This is a genomic window from Siphonobacter sp., from assembly GCF_048595215.1.
Classification (GTDB): domain Bacteria; phylum Bacteroidota; class Bacteroidia; order Cytophagales; family Spirosomataceae; genus Siphonobacter.
Genome location: NZ_JBMDWJ010000247.1, coordinates 1 through 14,121 on the forward strand (window position 1 = coordinate 1; position 14,121 = coordinate 14,121).

14 protein-coding genes and 1 pseudogene are annotated in these 14,121 nt (G+C 47.4%); 7 read left to right on the forward strand and 8 right to left on the reverse strand.

The features are described from left to right. Positions 1-30: 30 nt before the first annotated feature. Positions 31-306: a hypothetical protein gene (locus ACOJTG_RS15350; protein WP_420154633.1), complete on the reverse strand. Its 276-nt coding sequence runs from the start codon at positions 304-306 to the stop codon at positions 31-33. 366 nt (positions 307-672) lie between these two features. Between ACOJTG_RS15350 and ACOJTG_RS15355 the strand changes: the two genes are divergently transcribed. The 4 genes from ACOJTG_RS15355 (at position 673) to ACOJTG_RS15370 (ending at position 5,685) form a co-directional block, all read left to right on the forward strand. Continuing rightward, positions 673-2,244: a DUF748 domain-containing protein gene (locus tag ACOJTG_RS15355; protein WP_420154634.1), complete on the forward strand. Its 1,572-nt coding sequence runs from the start codon at positions 673-675 to the stop codon at positions 2,242-2,244. 348 nt (positions 2,245-2,592) lie between these two features. Beyond that, positions 2,593-3,234, forward strand: coding sequence for a glycerol-3-phosphate 1-O-acyltransferase PlsY (gene plsY, locus ACOJTG_RS15360; protein WP_104714093.1), 642 nt, complete (start codon positions 2,593-2,595; stop codon positions 3,232-3,234). Between the two features lie 190 nt (positions 3,235-3,424). Then, a complete protein-coding gene (locus ACOJTG_RS15365; RefSeq protein WP_420154635.1) occupies positions 3,425-4,783 on the forward strand; it encodes a dipeptidase in 1,359 nt (452 codons plus the stop codon). 56 nt (positions 4,784-4,839) lie between these two features. Beyond that, positions 4,840-5,685 carry a DUF1207 domain-containing protein gene (locus ACOJTG_RS15370; RefSeq protein ID WP_420154636.1) on the forward strand — a complete coding sequence of 282 codons (846 nt, stop codon included), beginning with the start codon at positions 4,840-4,842 and terminating at the stop codon, positions 5,683-5,685. 143 nt (positions 5,686-5,828) lie between these two features. On the opposite strand, the gene ACOJTG_RS15375 is transcribed toward ACOJTG_RS15370, so the two are convergent. From ACOJTG_RS15375 to def, 3 genes are all read right to left on the reverse strand, one after another. Then, the gene (locus ACOJTG_RS15375; RefSeq protein ID WP_420154637.1) at positions 5,829-6,149 is read right to left on the reverse strand and encodes a hypothetical protein; all 321 of its coding nucleotides are present in this window, start codon (positions 6,147-6,149) and stop codon (positions 5,829-5,831) included. A 14-nt stretch (positions 6,150-6,163) separates the two neighbouring features. Further along, positions 6,164-6,409: a hypothetical protein gene (locus tag ACOJTG_RS15380; RefSeq protein ID WP_102201023.1), complete on the reverse strand. Its 246-nt coding sequence runs from the start codon at positions 6,407-6,409 to the stop codon at positions 6,164-6,166. A gap of 205 nt (positions 6,410-6,614) precedes the next feature. Continuing rightward, positions 6,615-7,196, reverse strand: a complete 582-nt coding sequence (def, locus tag ACOJTG_RS15385; RefSeq protein WP_420154638.1) for a peptide deformylase — start codon at positions 7,194-7,196, stop codon at positions 6,615-6,617. Between the two features lie 309 nt (positions 7,197-7,505). Here def and ACOJTG_RS15390 point away from each other — a divergent pair, with 309 nt between their 5' ends. Together ACOJTG_RS15390 and ACOJTG_RS15395 are read left to right on the forward strand one after the other, a co-directional pair. Continuing rightward, the gene (locus ACOJTG_RS15390) at positions 7,506-8,138 is read left to right on the forward strand and encodes a hypothetical protein (RefSeq protein WP_420154639.1); all 633 of its coding nucleotides are present in this window, start codon (positions 7,506-7,508) and stop codon (positions 8,136-8,138) included. Positions 8,139-8,259: 121 nt separating this feature from the next. Continuing rightward, complete coding sequence (locus tag ACOJTG_RS15395) at positions 8,260-9,687, forward strand: amidohydrolase family protein (protein ID WP_420154640.1); 1,428 nt, start codon at positions 8,260-8,262, stop codon at positions 9,685-9,687. Positions 9,688-9,773: 86 nt separating this feature from the next. Here ACOJTG_RS15395 and ACOJTG_RS15400 read toward each other — a convergent pair whose 3' ends face one another. The 4 genes from ACOJTG_RS15400 to ACOJTG_RS15415 form a co-directional block, all read right to left on the reverse strand. Further along, the gene (locus tag ACOJTG_RS15400) at positions 9,774-10,688 is read right to left on the reverse strand and encodes a PfkB family carbohydrate kinase (RefSeq protein WP_420154641.1); all 915 of its coding nucleotides are present in this window, start codon (positions 10,686-10,688) and stop codon (positions 9,774-9,776) included. Between the two features lie 202 nt (positions 10,689-10,890). Continuing rightward, a complete protein-coding gene (locus tag ACOJTG_RS15405; RefSeq protein WP_094809379.1) occupies positions 10,891-11,241 on the reverse strand; it encodes a c-type cytochrome in 351 nt (116 codons plus the stop codon). 124 nt (positions 11,242-11,365) lie between these two features. Next, entirely contained in the window at positions 11,366-12,172 is an 807-nt protein-coding gene (gene murQ / locus ACOJTG_RS15410) for an N-acetylmuramic acid 6-phosphate etherase (protein ID WP_420154642.1), read from the reverse strand. 158 nt (positions 12,173-12,330) lie between these two features. Further along, positions 12,331-13,017, reverse strand: a complete 687-nt coding sequence (locus tag ACOJTG_RS15415) for a hypothetical protein (protein ID WP_420154643.1) — start codon at positions 13,015-13,017, stop codon at positions 12,331-12,333. A gap of 267 nt (positions 13,018-13,284) precedes the next feature. On the opposite strand from ACOJTG_RS15415, the pseudogene ACOJTG_RS15420 reads away from it, so the two are divergent. Further along, a pseudogene (locus ACOJTG_RS15420) lies at positions 13,285-14,121 on the forward strand (excinuclease ABC subunit A); the annotation flags it as partial.

Here is a 14,121-nt window from a genome sequence, read left to right on the forward strand (position 1 = left end):
GTAAATGGATGCTCTTTCTCTTTGAGGTGATTATTGATCCGCATTTGTGCCTTTATCCCTTTCTTCCTTCGGAGGCAAATGAATCGTTTTCGTTGGTTCGAAAAGTGTATCCCCGCGAATCGTATCCGAAGCTACCGTACCGGGAAACATGGTGCTTTTTTTGTCTTTGATGAAAATTAGACTACCTCCAATAGCAACGGTCATCAGTACTACTACGATAATAACTGCCCAGCGGATGAGGGAGCTAATTCGCCACCATTGCTTCATTTTACTCCAAGAATTATTCGTATCGTTTGTTGATTCCATAGCTGCTACTTAAGATTCTACTTTTACTGAATACTACCTATTACTAGAAACGTATTTCACTAGTTACAAAAGAACTATCCCTTCGAGCGATGTTGTGCATACTGGGGTGTATGCACCCAATATGCGGATGATATACCCCTGTATCTAAGGATTTTCCAGAAAATAACCTGAAAACAATGCCCGTCTGGTACAGGCTTTTCACCTCTTTCGTCGTCCCTGTCCGAGGGCCCTGGTAAAGGGCTCTCCTTCCATAATTAGCCGCGTAGCACCCACATGAATAAATCCTCAACGCCTTCATCACTTGCCCTTAAAGTCCTAATTGGCCTTTTCGCCTTTTGTCTACTTATAGTTCTTGGTATTTGGATAGTGGGTATCTATTTCCTCAAGCCTTTAGCGGGTGAAAAAATCCAGCGTAGCGTTTACGAAGGCTCTGATCAACTCTATCGCTTACAGTTTGATGGATTAACCTATAATCCCTTTACAGGGAAAGGAAAGTTGACCAAGGCTACCCTCCAGGCGGATACGGCACGCCGTCGCCAATTGATTCAAAGCGAAAATGCTCCTGATCTGATTATGGATGCGAATATTCCCGAAGTCACCGTACAGGGATTTAGTTTACCAGGTTTACTGTGGGGGAAAAAATTAGCAGTGGATGAAGTCGTACTCGATAAGATTGAGTTAACCCTAACGCAGTTTCCGAAAAGTAAACCCGATCGACCAGACGATCAGAAGACGCCCTATCAAATGATAGAGAAGCAATTTGAACACGTAAAGATTGGGCAAATCAGGGGTGAGGACTGGTCCGTCAAACAGATTGATCGTCGCAGGAAACGGGTACGGACCCAGTCCATTGGACGACTTTCCTGGAAAGTTGATGACATTTTAATTGACGAAAAAGGGCACCTGGATACGACACGGTTATGGTACGCAAAAGCGATTGAAGTAAAAATGGACTCGCTAGTTATTCCGAACGAAGACCTGACCTCCGCCATTCGGGTGAAACAGATCTACCTTTCGACGCAACAACAGCTTTTACAAATTCAGGGGCTGGGAAGTATACCGGCGTATCCACGCATGGAATACGTACGTCGCTCTGGAAATACCAGTTACACCAAGGCCGTAGCGGATCAGATTGACGTGACAGGGCTGGACCTATCCAAGTACTGGCTTCAGAAAAAAGTGCGAGTAAAATCCATATCCTTGGAAGGCGGTACGGTCAATGCGTTTGAAGTACGCAACCGATCTTCGAAAACGGATGGGCCGCTGAAACCTTTCCCGCATCAACTCTACCAGCAACTTGCGTTTCAATTGGATATTGATTCCGTAAAAGTGAAGGGGATAGATATTTTTTATGAGGAGCTAAACCCCAAAACGAACCAGACCGGGGGCGTTAGCTTCCAGAAAATTCGGGGCAGTATCACGGGTTTGAGTAACGATTCGCTGCGGAAAACAAGCTTGGCTAAGGCGAATTTTCAGGCCTCGTTTATGGGGGTAAGTCCTTTACAAACGCATTTCACCTTCAATATGAAGTCACCTCGGGGGCAGTATACCTGCGAGGCAGAATTAGGCAAGCTTAATCTGAAGGTTATGAAACCAACCTTTAAGCCCTTAGCTCTCATTGATGTGGAATCAGGGATGGTTGATCGATTTCACTTCCGCTTTACGGGAGATCAGCGACAAGCGTCAGGAAATGGAACTATTCTATATCATGATCTAAAAGTGAAAATTCTGAAACCCGACGAGAAGAAAGGGTTTAAAATCCGTGACTTGTTTACGTTTGCGGCCAACAAAGTGTTGATGTACGAGAGTAACCCCATGCCTAAAAAAGAGGTACGGCAGGGAAAAATTTCCTACGAACGGATTCCCGGTGAGAGTTTCTTTGGAATCCTGTGGCGGAGTGTTCGTTCATGCCTGTCTGATTCAGCATTGAAAACGTAAAAAAATATGGACTTTTTTTTCAAAAGTTATTTTATAAAAATACCTAAGGTTTGGGCCTCTAAAAACTTTAGTATAAAATAGTTAAGGCTATAAAAACTGGATGTATAAAAAATACGTTTATATGTATGTAATAATTTTTGAATACTCGCACCTTTAAACATTTTCTGTATTCTGAGATTTATGATCGTATCTGTTTCTTGGGTAAGTAACCCTTAAAAAGCCCTTAATTTTAGAAATTAGTCTATCGAGCGATTAGAGAATATGGCAATTGCCAGTATCTTTGTTTTCCACGCTCATAAAAAATTGTTGAACAATTTTCAAGCCACTTTCATTTTTTAAGTATCTGAAATGACCTTAAGCGTATTGTTTGCTGGCCTGTTGGCCTATCTTTTAGGTTCAGTCCCCACGTCCGTTTGGTACGGACAGGCTTTCTTTGGAATCGATGTTCGTGAGCACGGAAGCGGCAATGCTGGAGCAACCAATACGTTCCGCACTTTAGGTAAAAAAGCAGGGACTATTGTACTGCTTATCGACGTATTGAAAGGATGGTTAGCTGCGAATTTGGCTCTTATTCTGTTCTACCTGAATGAAATTACGCTGGATGAACGGGTACCCATGAAGCTTGCCTTCGGAATTATCGCGGTCATTGGCCACTTGTTTCCCGTTTTTGCCCGTTTCAAAGGCGGTAAAGGTGTAGCTACCTTGCTGGGTATGGTCCTTAGCATTCACCCGGAAGCGGCTGGCGTTTGTATTCTGGTTTTTATACTGGTTATGCTTTCGTCGCGGTACATTTCGCTGAGTTCCATTGTCGCTACGCTGGCGTTTCCACTCATGATGGTTTTTAACCTGTTTGGTCCGGAACATAATCTGCTGGTGATTTTTGGATTTATTCTCTTTGGATTAATTGTGTATACACACCATAAAAATATTGGTCGATTACTGCGGGGCGAGGAAGCTCGTATCCCCATCGGTCGTCGTCGGAGTCGGTAATACTTCGGTTTTACCCGTATTTCTTTCTTAACCCGGAGCCTCAGGTTCCGGGTTTTTCTTTTGCCTTTGGTTCGCTGCCGGATACGAGCTTTGTTTACTTTTGCAAAATCAGTCAGGACCATTCAGCTGGGTACTGTTTGAACAGACCTAGTGGAAAGGAAACGAGTCCTTTCATTCAACATGCTACACTATGCAAGATTACTTAGAGGCTAATAAAGGCCGCTTTCTCGAAGAACTGCTGGAATTGTTACGGATTCCTTCTGTTAGTGCAGATTCAAAATTCAAAGGTGATGTACGCCAGGCTGCCGAATACGTTCGGGAAAGTTTAGCCAAAGCCGGAGCGGATGTAGCCGAGTTGCACGAAACCGCCGGCCATCCGATTGTGTACGGAGAAAAGATCGTAGATCCGAGCAAACCAACGGTACTTATTTACGGTCACTACGACGTTCAGCCGGCCGATCCGCTGGAACTTTGGACGTCACCACCGTTTGAACCCGTCATCAAAGATGAGAAAATCTATGCCCGGGGTTCAGCCGATGATAAAGGCCAGTTTTTCATGCACGTGAAAGCATTTGAAGCCATGATGGCTACGGATTCGCTGCCCTGTAACGTGAAATTCATGATTGAAGGCGAAGAAGAGGTAGGTTCCAATAACTTGGGCACCTTTGTTAGCCAGAACCGTGAAAAACTCAAGGCTGACGTGATTCTGATTTCGGATACGGCGATGATTTCCAACGATACGCCGTCGATTGATACGGGCTTACGTGGACTGAGCTACGTAGAAGTAGAAGTAACCGGACCCAACCGTGACCTCCACTCAGGGGTGTACGGAGGAGCCGTAGCAAACCCGATCAATACGCTGGCTAAAATGATTGCCAGTCTGCACGATGAAAACGGGCATATCACGATTCCGAATTTTTATGATGATGTCGTAGAATTATCGGCGGAAGAGCGTGAAATGCTGGAATCGGCTCCGTTCAATCTTGAGGAATACAAGGCTGATCTGGCGATCGACGACGTGCAGGGAGAAGCTGGATTTACAACCCGGGAGCGGGCCAGTATTCGCCCTACGCTCGATTGCAATGGCATCTGGGGTGGTTACATTGGCGAAGGAGCAAAAACGGTATTACCGTCTAAAGCTTACGCTAAAATTTCCATGCGTTTAGTACCTAATCAGGATTGGAATAAGATTACGGATTTGTTCGCGGCTCATTTCCAGAGCATTGCTCCCAAGTCTGTGAAAGTGACGGTAACGCCCCACCACGGCGGTCAACCGTACCTTACCCCTCTAGAATCAGCGGCATATAAGGCAGCCGAGGCCGCTCTTACGGAAAGTTTCGGCAAGAAACCCGTACCGACTCGCGGCGGTGGTAGTATCCCCATCGTGGCTTTGTTTGAAAAAGAACTCGGTCTGAAAACCGTATTGATGGGTTTTGGTCTGGATTCAGATTCCATTCACTCGCCCAACGAGCACTACGGTTTGTTTAACTTCTATAAGGGAATCGAAACCATTCCTTTGTTCTTCAAACACTTTACAGCTTTATCCTGATCATTCATTCAAAAACCGGAGCTTCTCACTGAACGCTCCGGTTTTTTCATACCGCCATGCGTTCGATCTTTACCCTTCTGGGGCTAGGCTTCCTGCTAATTTCCGGAGTTCAGGCTCAAACTAAAACGGAATTTCTGCCCAAAGGCCATTTGTTTGAACCGATCTTACTCGATCCACTAGAAGCCAAAACCAGTGCCTCCCTATTGCGGCGTACGGAAGAAGGCGTAAGCAAGGATGGGCTTTTCGCTCCCTTTTCCATCGGCTTTCAGAAAGGATTCTTTCGCTGGAGTCGGGACGAACGTCGGGCTTCCGAACTGGCCCTGGACGTCGTAGCCAATACCCAATTTGAGATGTTTCACGATAGTCAGGAAGATAAATTCCGACGCTATCTGTTCAATGTCGATTTTCGCGTGGGTCTGCTTTATAATCTGAAGCGGGGCAATGCCAGCTGGCGATTCCGGGTCTATCACCTCTCGTCGCATTTGGGGGACGATTATCTGGTGCGAAACCAGATCAATTACTTCTTGCCTAATGCCGTCAATTACGAACAGATGGATGCTTTGTACGCGTATCAGTGGACGAGTGTACGCTTGTACGGAGGCCTGGGCGTCGGACTACGACCTGCTTCGGAGCGGAAGCGGTTGTATACGCAAATCGGTACCGTCTGGAAGCAGCCCAATCGGGAAAAGCTTCGCTGGTGGGCGGGCATAGATGTTCGGATGATTGAACAAACGAACTTTCACCCAGGTGTAACTGCGGCGGTGGGAATTGAATTAGGAGCGATCGAACGAAATCCACTAAGTCTGGCCGTACAAGCCTTTCACGGCCCTCTGCCTTACAGCACGTTTGAACAAAATATCAACAACTGGGTAGGCGTAGGGTTCTTCCTGAATCCGTTTTAGTCGGTAGTTACTGTATTCAAAGTTTATCCAGCCTCTTTTACCCCGCATGGCAGGCTAATCCTATTGAACCCCTTCGGGGTTGGTAGCCTACCAAATCCGAAGGGGTTCAATAACCATGGGTACCACCTATGGAATACTATCAACTACTCCAATTCCAGCACAAATCCCTGCCAGGGCGTAGGGCCTTCTTTTCCTTCCAGAAGCGGACTCTCGCTCAGATGAATTTCATAGTTACTCTCGGGAATCTGAATACTCTTCTCCCAGTAATTTTTCATAAAATTAATCACCTCCGTGAAGAGTTGTTGCGTATGGGCTTCGTCCGTATTAGAACTTCCCAAATCAATAATCTGGATATTCCGTTCATGACCGGGATCACCGGACAGACTTTTATAGGTAAAAATCAAGTGCGTACCTGAGCCTTGGGTATCAACCGGCGTACAGGCCGTGAATTCGTAACGGGGCATAGTAAATAAATAGGTTAGGAGACGCCAGTTACTGGCTCAATGTTTACGTAATGATCCAATTTTTTGAGTTCGTAGTCGATTCCATTGACTGTAATCGTCTGAAAGGGAGGACCTGGCTCAACGAGTGGATCAAGTTGGCCCTGTAATTCATTAAAACGGGCATCCAGAGCTTCGGCTACCTCTGGCTTTTTACCCTCCGGCGTTAAAATTTTTTCCTGAATGCCTAAGATTTCTTCGACCATGTTTTGCAGGCTTGCCATACGAAAAGAGAAATAAGGTGATACGTTTCGTTATGGATGCAATCGAGTAAAACCCTGTGCCTACAAGTCTGAATTCCTACTCAAGGTTAGAGGGTTTTCCTTATTGGAGAGCGAATACGAAAAGCTCTAAAAACAAAACATCCCGAAAGTTTAAACTTCCGGGATGCGTACTGAATGTCGATACTTACGGGAATGAATCCGTCGACTACTTGGGGAATTTCATTTTGTAATCCACTCGTACTTCCCCCTTCGTAATATTGGAAAGTTTCTTCTTGAGCAGGGTACGCTTCAGTGGAGGCAGGTGATCGGTGAACAGAATGCCTTCAATGTGGTCGTACTCATGCTGGATGATCCGGGCGGCAATCCCGTCGTACTCGTCAATGTGCTCGTTCCAGTCCAGATCATAGTATTTAATCTTGACCCGCTCGGGGCGACTCACGTCCGAACGGATACCTGGAATGGATAAACAGCCTTCTTCGTAGGCCCATTCTTCGCCATCTTCTTCCAGAATTTCGGGATTGATGAAGGCCTTTTTAAAACCTACCAGACTCGGATCAAAATCTTCACTGTCTTCCTCTTCTCCGTCGATGATCGGCGTACCGTCTACGACGAACAAACGCAGGCTCATGCCGACCTGCGGGGCCGCTAGTCCGACACCCGAGGCTTTGTACATCGTTTCAAACATATTATCGACCAGTGCTTGCAGGTCGAGATCTGTATCTCTTGTAATGTCGATGGCTTCCTTCCGTAATACCGGATCACCGTAGGCGACGATGGGTAAAATCATAATCTCTGAAAAGTAATCCGCTTACGTTCGCGGTTTGTTGAGAATGAAAATACAAAATTCGTGAAAGCTAATGGCTTTTCCGAACGCCAGCGTCATTATCCCATCCGTTGACTTTTTTCTGTTAGTGTTTGCCGTCCGTATCCACCCTTCGACTTAGCTGATACCTACTGCCTTTTCGTCTGGCTGCGTGTATGAACAATTCATCACACTGTATTGGCAATTCATCCCAACACCGCTGGTACGACAGGGCATGGGCGAGCTAATTTTCCATCGTATGTAATCGTTCAACCAATTGTATTCAAGCAAATCATGAAAACCAATGCTATACTTTTTCTCCTGTTGAGTGGAATCGTTACATCGTGCGGATGGGTGAGTGCCGCCAAAGAAACCGCAGACGGTTACCAGCAGATGACCCAGGCCGCCCGGAACGTAAGCGAAGGAACGGAGGCGATTAACAAAAAGGTAGAAGAACGTCGGGCCAAAGGAGACACGCTGGCCCTGCCGTTTCGAACCTTAGCCCAGTTTATGCCTGCGGAAGTAGCAGGATACGAAACAGATGGTGAACCCTCGGGCCAAACAACCAACAACGAAGGCTTTTCATTTTCTTCCTACGAACTAAAATACAAAAAGGGCGAGGAATCAGAAGTGAAGATCGAGCTGGCCGACTACAATGCCTCGGCGGCTTTGCTAAGCATGGCTACTGTGGCGATGTCCTCAGGAATGGAGATCGAAAACGAAAATCAGATTACCAAAAGCTGGGCAACGGGCATGGAGTCTGTGAGAGGCTACGAAGAATTTTACAAAAAAGGCAAACAGGCCAAAGTAACGATCAGTGTGGGCGAACGCTTCCTGGTACAGGTTTCCGCGACGAATCAGGAAAACACGGATTTTGTCAAAGAGGTAGCCCAGTCTTTAAAATTAAAAGAATTAACGCAGTACTAGCGTTAGCTAGGAGTGATCGGTACTAGGGAAAGGTCAGTGATTGGGAGACGGACTATTGAAGAGCAGAAGCCATTCCATAGCATCTTTTACTTTTGAATTTTTATTCTCCATTGTATAATCTATGAATCGTCGGAAGGCCTTAAGCCATCTTTCGCTAAGCTCCGTTGCTTTGTTGGGCGGCTGGGGTTTCACTAAAACCTGGGTAAAAGCTTCGCCAGTTCAGGAGCGGATATTCCCCCTGGTCATTCAGAAGGGTTCTGTTTTTACGGAAGGCAAACTGCAGCCGCTAAACGTAGGTGTTACCGACGCTGGGTTGTTGCACCTAAGTCCGCTGGAACTTCGGGGGACGCAGGTTATTGACGCCAGCCAACACATAGTCAGTCCGGGTTTTGTTGACATACTGGCCGATGGCCCGAAAAACCTGACGAACGATTACCACGTCTTCGAACGCTTCAAACTAACCGATGGCGTAACCACCACCTTGCAGCTACACGGTGGACGGGAGAATCCGGAAGAATACCACCGCTTTTTTGACCCTAAACCGCATTATACCAACTATGGCGTAGGCATTTACGTGATGGGAATTCGACTCGCCACAGATTTGCCGCACCGACTCAAGCACGTCGAAAAAATGCTGGCGGAAGGAGCCTTAAGCGTATCGCATAGTCTGGAATATCAGCCCACACCTTATGACGAAGTGAAGGCGTATGCCCAACTGGCCAGGCGGTACGAACGTCCGATGTTTCTGCACCTACGGTATTCGGATAAAGAGCATGAACTGGATGGTGTAAAAGAAGCCATTCGCCTGGCCCGAGAAACGGGCGTCCGGATGCATATCGATCACCTGCACTCTACGGGCGGGACCTTTCACATGGCTGAAGCTCTGGATTTGATTCAGGAAGCCCGGCAGTCGGGATTGGACATTACTACTTGCGTATACCCCTATAGTTACTGGGCCACGTACTTGCATTCCAAACGCTTTGACGAAGGCTGGAGGGAGCGATATAATCTAGATTACAGCGATCTGCGACTGGTAGGTACGACGGAACGAATCAGTAAGAAATCCTTTCAGTACTACCGTCAGCACCCCGGCTATCTGGTAGCTGTACCCGAAGGAGCTATGCCCTTTGAGACCACGATTGATCTGGCCTTGCAAACGGATTTCTGTATGATTGGATCAGACGGAGGAATTGCTTCGCTGGAAGCGGCTAACTCGCACCCGCGTGGAGCCGGCTGTTTTGCCACGGCTCTACAACACGCTCAGGCGATTGGTATGCCGCTGGAAAAGATGTTACCGAAACTGACGAGTATGCCCGCGGATTTGATTCGTCCGGCCGTACAGAATCGAGGTGAAATCAAAGAAGGAGCCATCGCCGATCTGACGATTTTTAATCCGAAAACGATACAGGGCTTGGCTACCGTTGAAAATCCCAATACCAATTCGGCAGGGATTAAAGCCGTCGTTTTAAACGGAAAAGTAGCGTATCAGGCGGGAAAGATTCTGGCCGAGAATGGCCTGCCCATTCGAAATTCAGGGCGGAGAGCTTGATCTAATTTTGAAAGCGTGAATGATAGAATGGATGATTTTCTATAATCGTTAGTCACCCAATCGATCATTCACGCTTTCTATCATTCTTACACCGTAAATCCAGACAGTTTTACGAACTCCTGTACACGGGCATCTACCTCTTCTTTGGAAAGGCCGAGCAGACGTTCAGTACCGAATTTTTCTACGCAGAAGGAAGCCAGGGCTGAACCGTAAATGATCGCCCGTTTCATGTTCTCAAAGCTGGTATCATTAGTAGCGGCGAGGTAGCCGATGAAACCACCCGCGAAGGTATCGCCCGCTCCGGTAGGATCGAAGACTTCTTCCAGCGGCAGAGCCGGAGCAAAAAAGATATCATCTCCCTGAAACAACAGGGCTCCGTGTTCGCCTTTTTTGATGATCAGCGTACTGGGGCCCATCGCCATAATAATTTTCGCGGCTTTGCGTAAGCTGTATTCACCGGAAAGCTGACGAGCTTCTTCGTCGTTGATACTCAGCACGTCGATGCGTTGAATAACCTTTTTAAGATCATCCATCGCCACGTTCATCCAGAAATTCATAGTATCGAGTACCACGAGCTTCGGACGATTTTTGAGACGATCCAATACCGTCATTTGTACCTGAGGGGTTAGGTTACCCAGCATCAGGTAGTCGCAATCCTGGTACGATTCGGGAATGATGGGATCAAAATCAGCCAGTACGTTCAGCTCGGTCACCAGCGTATCGCGGGTGTTCATATCGTTGTGATACTTGCCCGACCAGAAGAAGGATTTTTCTCCCGCTTTCACTTGCAAACCTTCCGTATCAACACCCTGATTTTGCAGGAGTTGAATGTATTCCTGGGGAAAATCATCGCCGACTACGGCTACAATATTGATGGGTTTGGTAAAGTAAGATGCCGCCAGGGAAATGAACGTACAGGCTCCGCCAATGATTTTATCCGTTTTGCCGAAAGGGGATTCAATGGCATCGAAAGCCACCGTACCGATTGCTAAAAGACTCATGTATTGATGTTTACAGTTTATTCGGTGTGCTGTTTCTGATGAATAAGTTAAAACAGGTATCCTGAAAATCAGGCAAAAATACGGAATGATACGCACATCCACGAAAAAAGCCCCGATTCGCGTCGGGGCTTTTCAAACCTGTAAAAGGTTTCAGCAGGTGTGAAGAAAGGGCTAGAGGGCCGAATCCTAAACCGTACTGGTCTTATTTTTTCTTCGCGGGAGCGTTAAGCGAAACGATCCACTTGGCGATTTTCATGGCATCTTCCTTGGGAACCTGCGTCATCGGAGCCATTGGAGGATAACCGGGCCAGTTGGAAGGCTTCGGTTTGTAGATCAATTCAACGATTTGTTCCGGCTTGTATTTCTTCTTGGCAACATCCGTGTACGCCGGACCCACCAGACGTTCGTTTACCTTGTGGCAGGTAAGGCAGATGTTTTTCTCAAGCAGGGCTTTGATTTCAGCCGGAGGATCAGTTTTACTTTGTGCAGAGGCGTCGGTACCTACGAATAAGGCGGCCACCAGACCCAGCAGGGGAAGAAGCGTTTTGTTCATAGTAAGCTATAAAAAATTTAAGAAAATGCTCGTTTTGTTTAATCGTTAGAACGCAAAAGTACGTAAAATTATACGGACGCTTTGTTAATAATTGCAAAAGAATCGATGGTAATAACTCGCTTTTCTAAGGATTGTTACCGGCTTCTACTGCTTTTCGTACGCTACCGTGGCGGGCCAGTAGGTCCTCCGCCTTTTCGCGGGTAGTATCGAGTTCAGCCATGACCATCTGAATAGCCCGATTGACGAGCTTGTAGTTAGACAATTGCATATCTACCATCCGATTACCCTTTACCCGGCCGAGCTGAATCATAGTACTCGTCGAGATCATGTTCAGAATGAGTTTCTGAGCCGTACCCGATTTCATTCGCGTGCTGCCCGTCACAAACTCAGGGCCTACCACGGCTTCTACGGGGTATTCAACCGCCGCAGCCAGGGGGCTACCGGCATTACAAACGACGCAACCCGTCAGAATGCCCCGTTCGCGGGCGGTTTTCACGCCGCCAATAACGTAGGGCGTTGTTCCCGACGCGGCAATCCCCACGAGCGAATCCAGTTCGTTGATTTCGTATTCCTGCAAATCTTTCCAGGCCTGTTCGGCGTTGTCTTCGGCATTTTCAACGGCTTTCCGAATGGCGGTATCTCCTCCAGCAATCAGTCCGACCACCAGACCAAACGGTACGCCGTAGGTGGGTGGACATTCCGAGGCATCAAGGATACCCAAACGGCCACTGGTACCCGCACCGATGTAGAAGAGGCGTCCGCCTTGCTTCATCCGGGCCACAATCTCTGTAACCAGGGCTTCAATCTGTGGGAGGGCTTTTTCAACGGCCAGCGGTACCGTTTTATCTTCATTGTTAATGCCTTCCAGTAGCTGCCGGACGGTCATTTCTTCCAGATGATCGTAATGAGAGGAGGATTCGGTTGTAAGCATAATGTAGGAATAAATACGAAGGCGTATAAAAAAGAGTCCCTAAAGGTAACGAGTTTTCGGCGGTATGCCGTCGGACGAACGGCTTTTCAGTAGCAGTCCTGACAAAAGAAAAGTCCCGACACGACGCCGGGACTTTTCTCTTCTGTAATGGAATAAAATTATTTAAACCAGTAGCCAAAACGAATGATCAGCGGACTACCACTGGAAGAATACGTATTGGGATTGGAATTATAATTGGCGTGGTACAGAAGCGTGATCTGGAAACCAGGTTCCCCGGCCGGTACGCCATAACCGCCACCTATCAGAAAGCCAGTGTCATATTCGTATCCCGTAATTTTAGCTTGAGAGTTTTTAAGGGACAGTACTTTATACTGCTCGGCTTCACCCCACAGGAACAAACCTGGTACCACGTTTTCCAGAAAACTCAGGTGTTGCTGAATAAAAACTCGCCCGCCCAGAAGGCTTGCTTTTTGACGACCCTGGCGTCCCGCAGAGTTAATGTAACCATCCGGTCGACTGGAATAGCTGTAGGTAATGCCTAAACCCGTAGTAGTCGTGGGTGTAACCCGGATACCAGCCATGGGTGAAATGTCAAAGCTAAAATAGCTGCTACCCCCAAAGAAACTCAGGGACGGCGTTGTAATGTTCACGCCATACCGCAGCTTATCCTTAAAGGGACGGGCTTTCCAGGGCATTTCTTGTTCTCGCTGGTAGTTCTCATCAAGGGGCTGCTGCTGAATGATAACGGGTCGCTCGGCGGGCCGGGGAATGGAATCATACTGGGCAGAAGCAAAGGGGGTGACCGCTAGGATCAGCAAACAGGCGGCCAGTACAGATCGAATCATGGATGTTATGTTCATGGACAACGTAAAGAAGTCAGGTCAGCAAAGAACTCGACGGGCCTGAATTTGGTTATCTCTCTGGCACCAACGTCTACCTTTTTTCGCTAACATTTCCCAAAGTAACGGTCTTCGCCGCAAATTCTTGTATGAAGGAGTCAAATCCAGTGCTGGAATGAACCTTTTTAGCGACGTAGGTGCCCGAATGTGAGCATTCGGAAAACATTGAAAGCCACCATTTCTTCCAACCCCGAAGCGGGTTATCTTTGTCGAATGAATTCAATTGAAACGCTGGGTCGCCCGTCGGTCGAAACCCTCGATCCGAAGCAATACATCCTCATCAAAGGAGCACGTGTCAATAATCTTAAAAATATAGATGTTTCCATTCCCCGTAATAAGCTGATTGTCATTACTGGATTGTCGGGTAGCGGAAAATCATCCTTGGCGTTTGATACGCTTTTTGCGGAAGGTCAGCGGATGTACGTGGAAAGTCTGAGCAGTTACGCCCGGCAATTTCTGGGTCGGATGGAAAAACCGGAAGTAGACTGGATCAAAGGCGTATCGCCCGCTATCGCCATTGAGCAGAAAGTGAGTACGAAAAACCCCCGCTCGACGGTGGGTACTACTACCGAAATTTACGATTACCTTAAATTACTCTTCGCCCGTATTGGCCGCACGTACTCGCCCGTATCGGGTCAGGAAGTACGGAAAGATACCGTAACGGACGTTGTAGACTATATTCTTTCGCTGGAAGAAAACGCCCGCGTACTGATCACCACACCGCTCATTCGTAAAAACAGCCGGAGTCTGGCCGAAGAACTAACCATTCTGGTACAAAAAGGCTTTACGCGGATTGTGGCCGAAGACGAAACCATTCAGATTGAGGAAGCATTGGAAGATGCTGCAACAAGTCAGCGGATTGCGGATCTCCCACTGCATATTCTGATTGACCGGCTGGCGGTAAAGAAAGAAGACGAGGAAACGCAGTTTCGTCTAGGGGATTCCGTACAAACGGCTTTCTTCGAAGGCGAAGGCTCCTGTTTTGTACAGGTACTAGGAGGTGAGCGGCGGCAGTTTTCTGACCGTTTCGAACTCGACGGTATCGCGTTT

Excerpts from the sequence above, each read along its gene's own strand:
- def (WP_420154638.1), bottom strand. The coding sequence starts at position 7,196 with ATGATTTTACCCATCGTCGCCTACGGTGATCCGGTATTACGGAAGGAA.
- murQ (WP_420154642.1), bottom strand. The coding sequence starts at position 12,172 with ATGCTTACAACCGAATCCTCCTCTCATTACGATCATCTGGAAGAAATG.
- ACOJTG_RS15395 (WP_420154640.1), top strand. The coding sequence starts at position 8,260 with ATGAATCGTCGGAAGGCCTTAAGCCATCTTTCGCTAAGCTCCGTTGCT.
- ACOJTG_RS15350 (WP_420154633.1), bottom strand. The coding sequence starts at position 306 with ATGGAATCAACAAACGATACGAATAATTCTTGGAGTAAAATGAAGCAA.
- ACOJTG_RS15405 (WP_094809379.1), bottom strand. The coding sequence starts at position 11,241 with ATGAACAAAACGCTTCTTCCCCTGCTGGGTCTGGTGGCCGCCTTATTC.
- ACOJTG_RS15375 (WP_420154637.1), bottom strand. The coding sequence starts at position 6,149 with ATGCCCCGTTACGAATTCACGGCCTGTACGCCGGTTGATACCCAAGGC.
- ACOJTG_RS15415 (WP_420154643.1), bottom strand. The coding sequence starts at position 13,017 with ATGATTCGATCTGTACTGGCCGCCTGTTTGCTGATCCTAGCGGTCACC.
- ACOJTG_RS15365 (WP_420154635.1), top strand. The coding sequence starts at position 3,425 with ATGCAAGATTACTTAGAGGCTAATAAAGGCCGCTTTCTCGAAGAACTG.
- ACOJTG_RS15390 (WP_420154639.1), top strand. The coding sequence starts at position 7,506 with ATGAAAACCAATGCTATACTTTTTCTCCTGTTGAGTGGAATCGTTACA.
- ACOJTG_RS15400 (WP_420154641.1), bottom strand. The coding sequence starts at position 10,688 with ATGAGTCTTTTAGCAATCGGTACGGTGGCTTTCGATGCCATTGAATCC.
- plsY (WP_104714093.1), top strand. The coding sequence starts at position 2,593 with ATGACCTTAAGCGTATTGTTTGCTGGCCTGTTGGCCTATCTTTTAGGT.
- ACOJTG_RS15370 (WP_420154636.1), top strand. The coding sequence starts at position 4,840 with ATGCGTTCGATCTTTACCCTTCTGGGGCTAGGCTTCCTGCTAATTTCC.
- ACOJTG_RS15380 (WP_102201023.1), bottom strand. The coding sequence starts at position 6,409 with ATGGCAAGCCTGCAAAACATGGTCGAAGAAATCTTAGGCATTCAGGAA.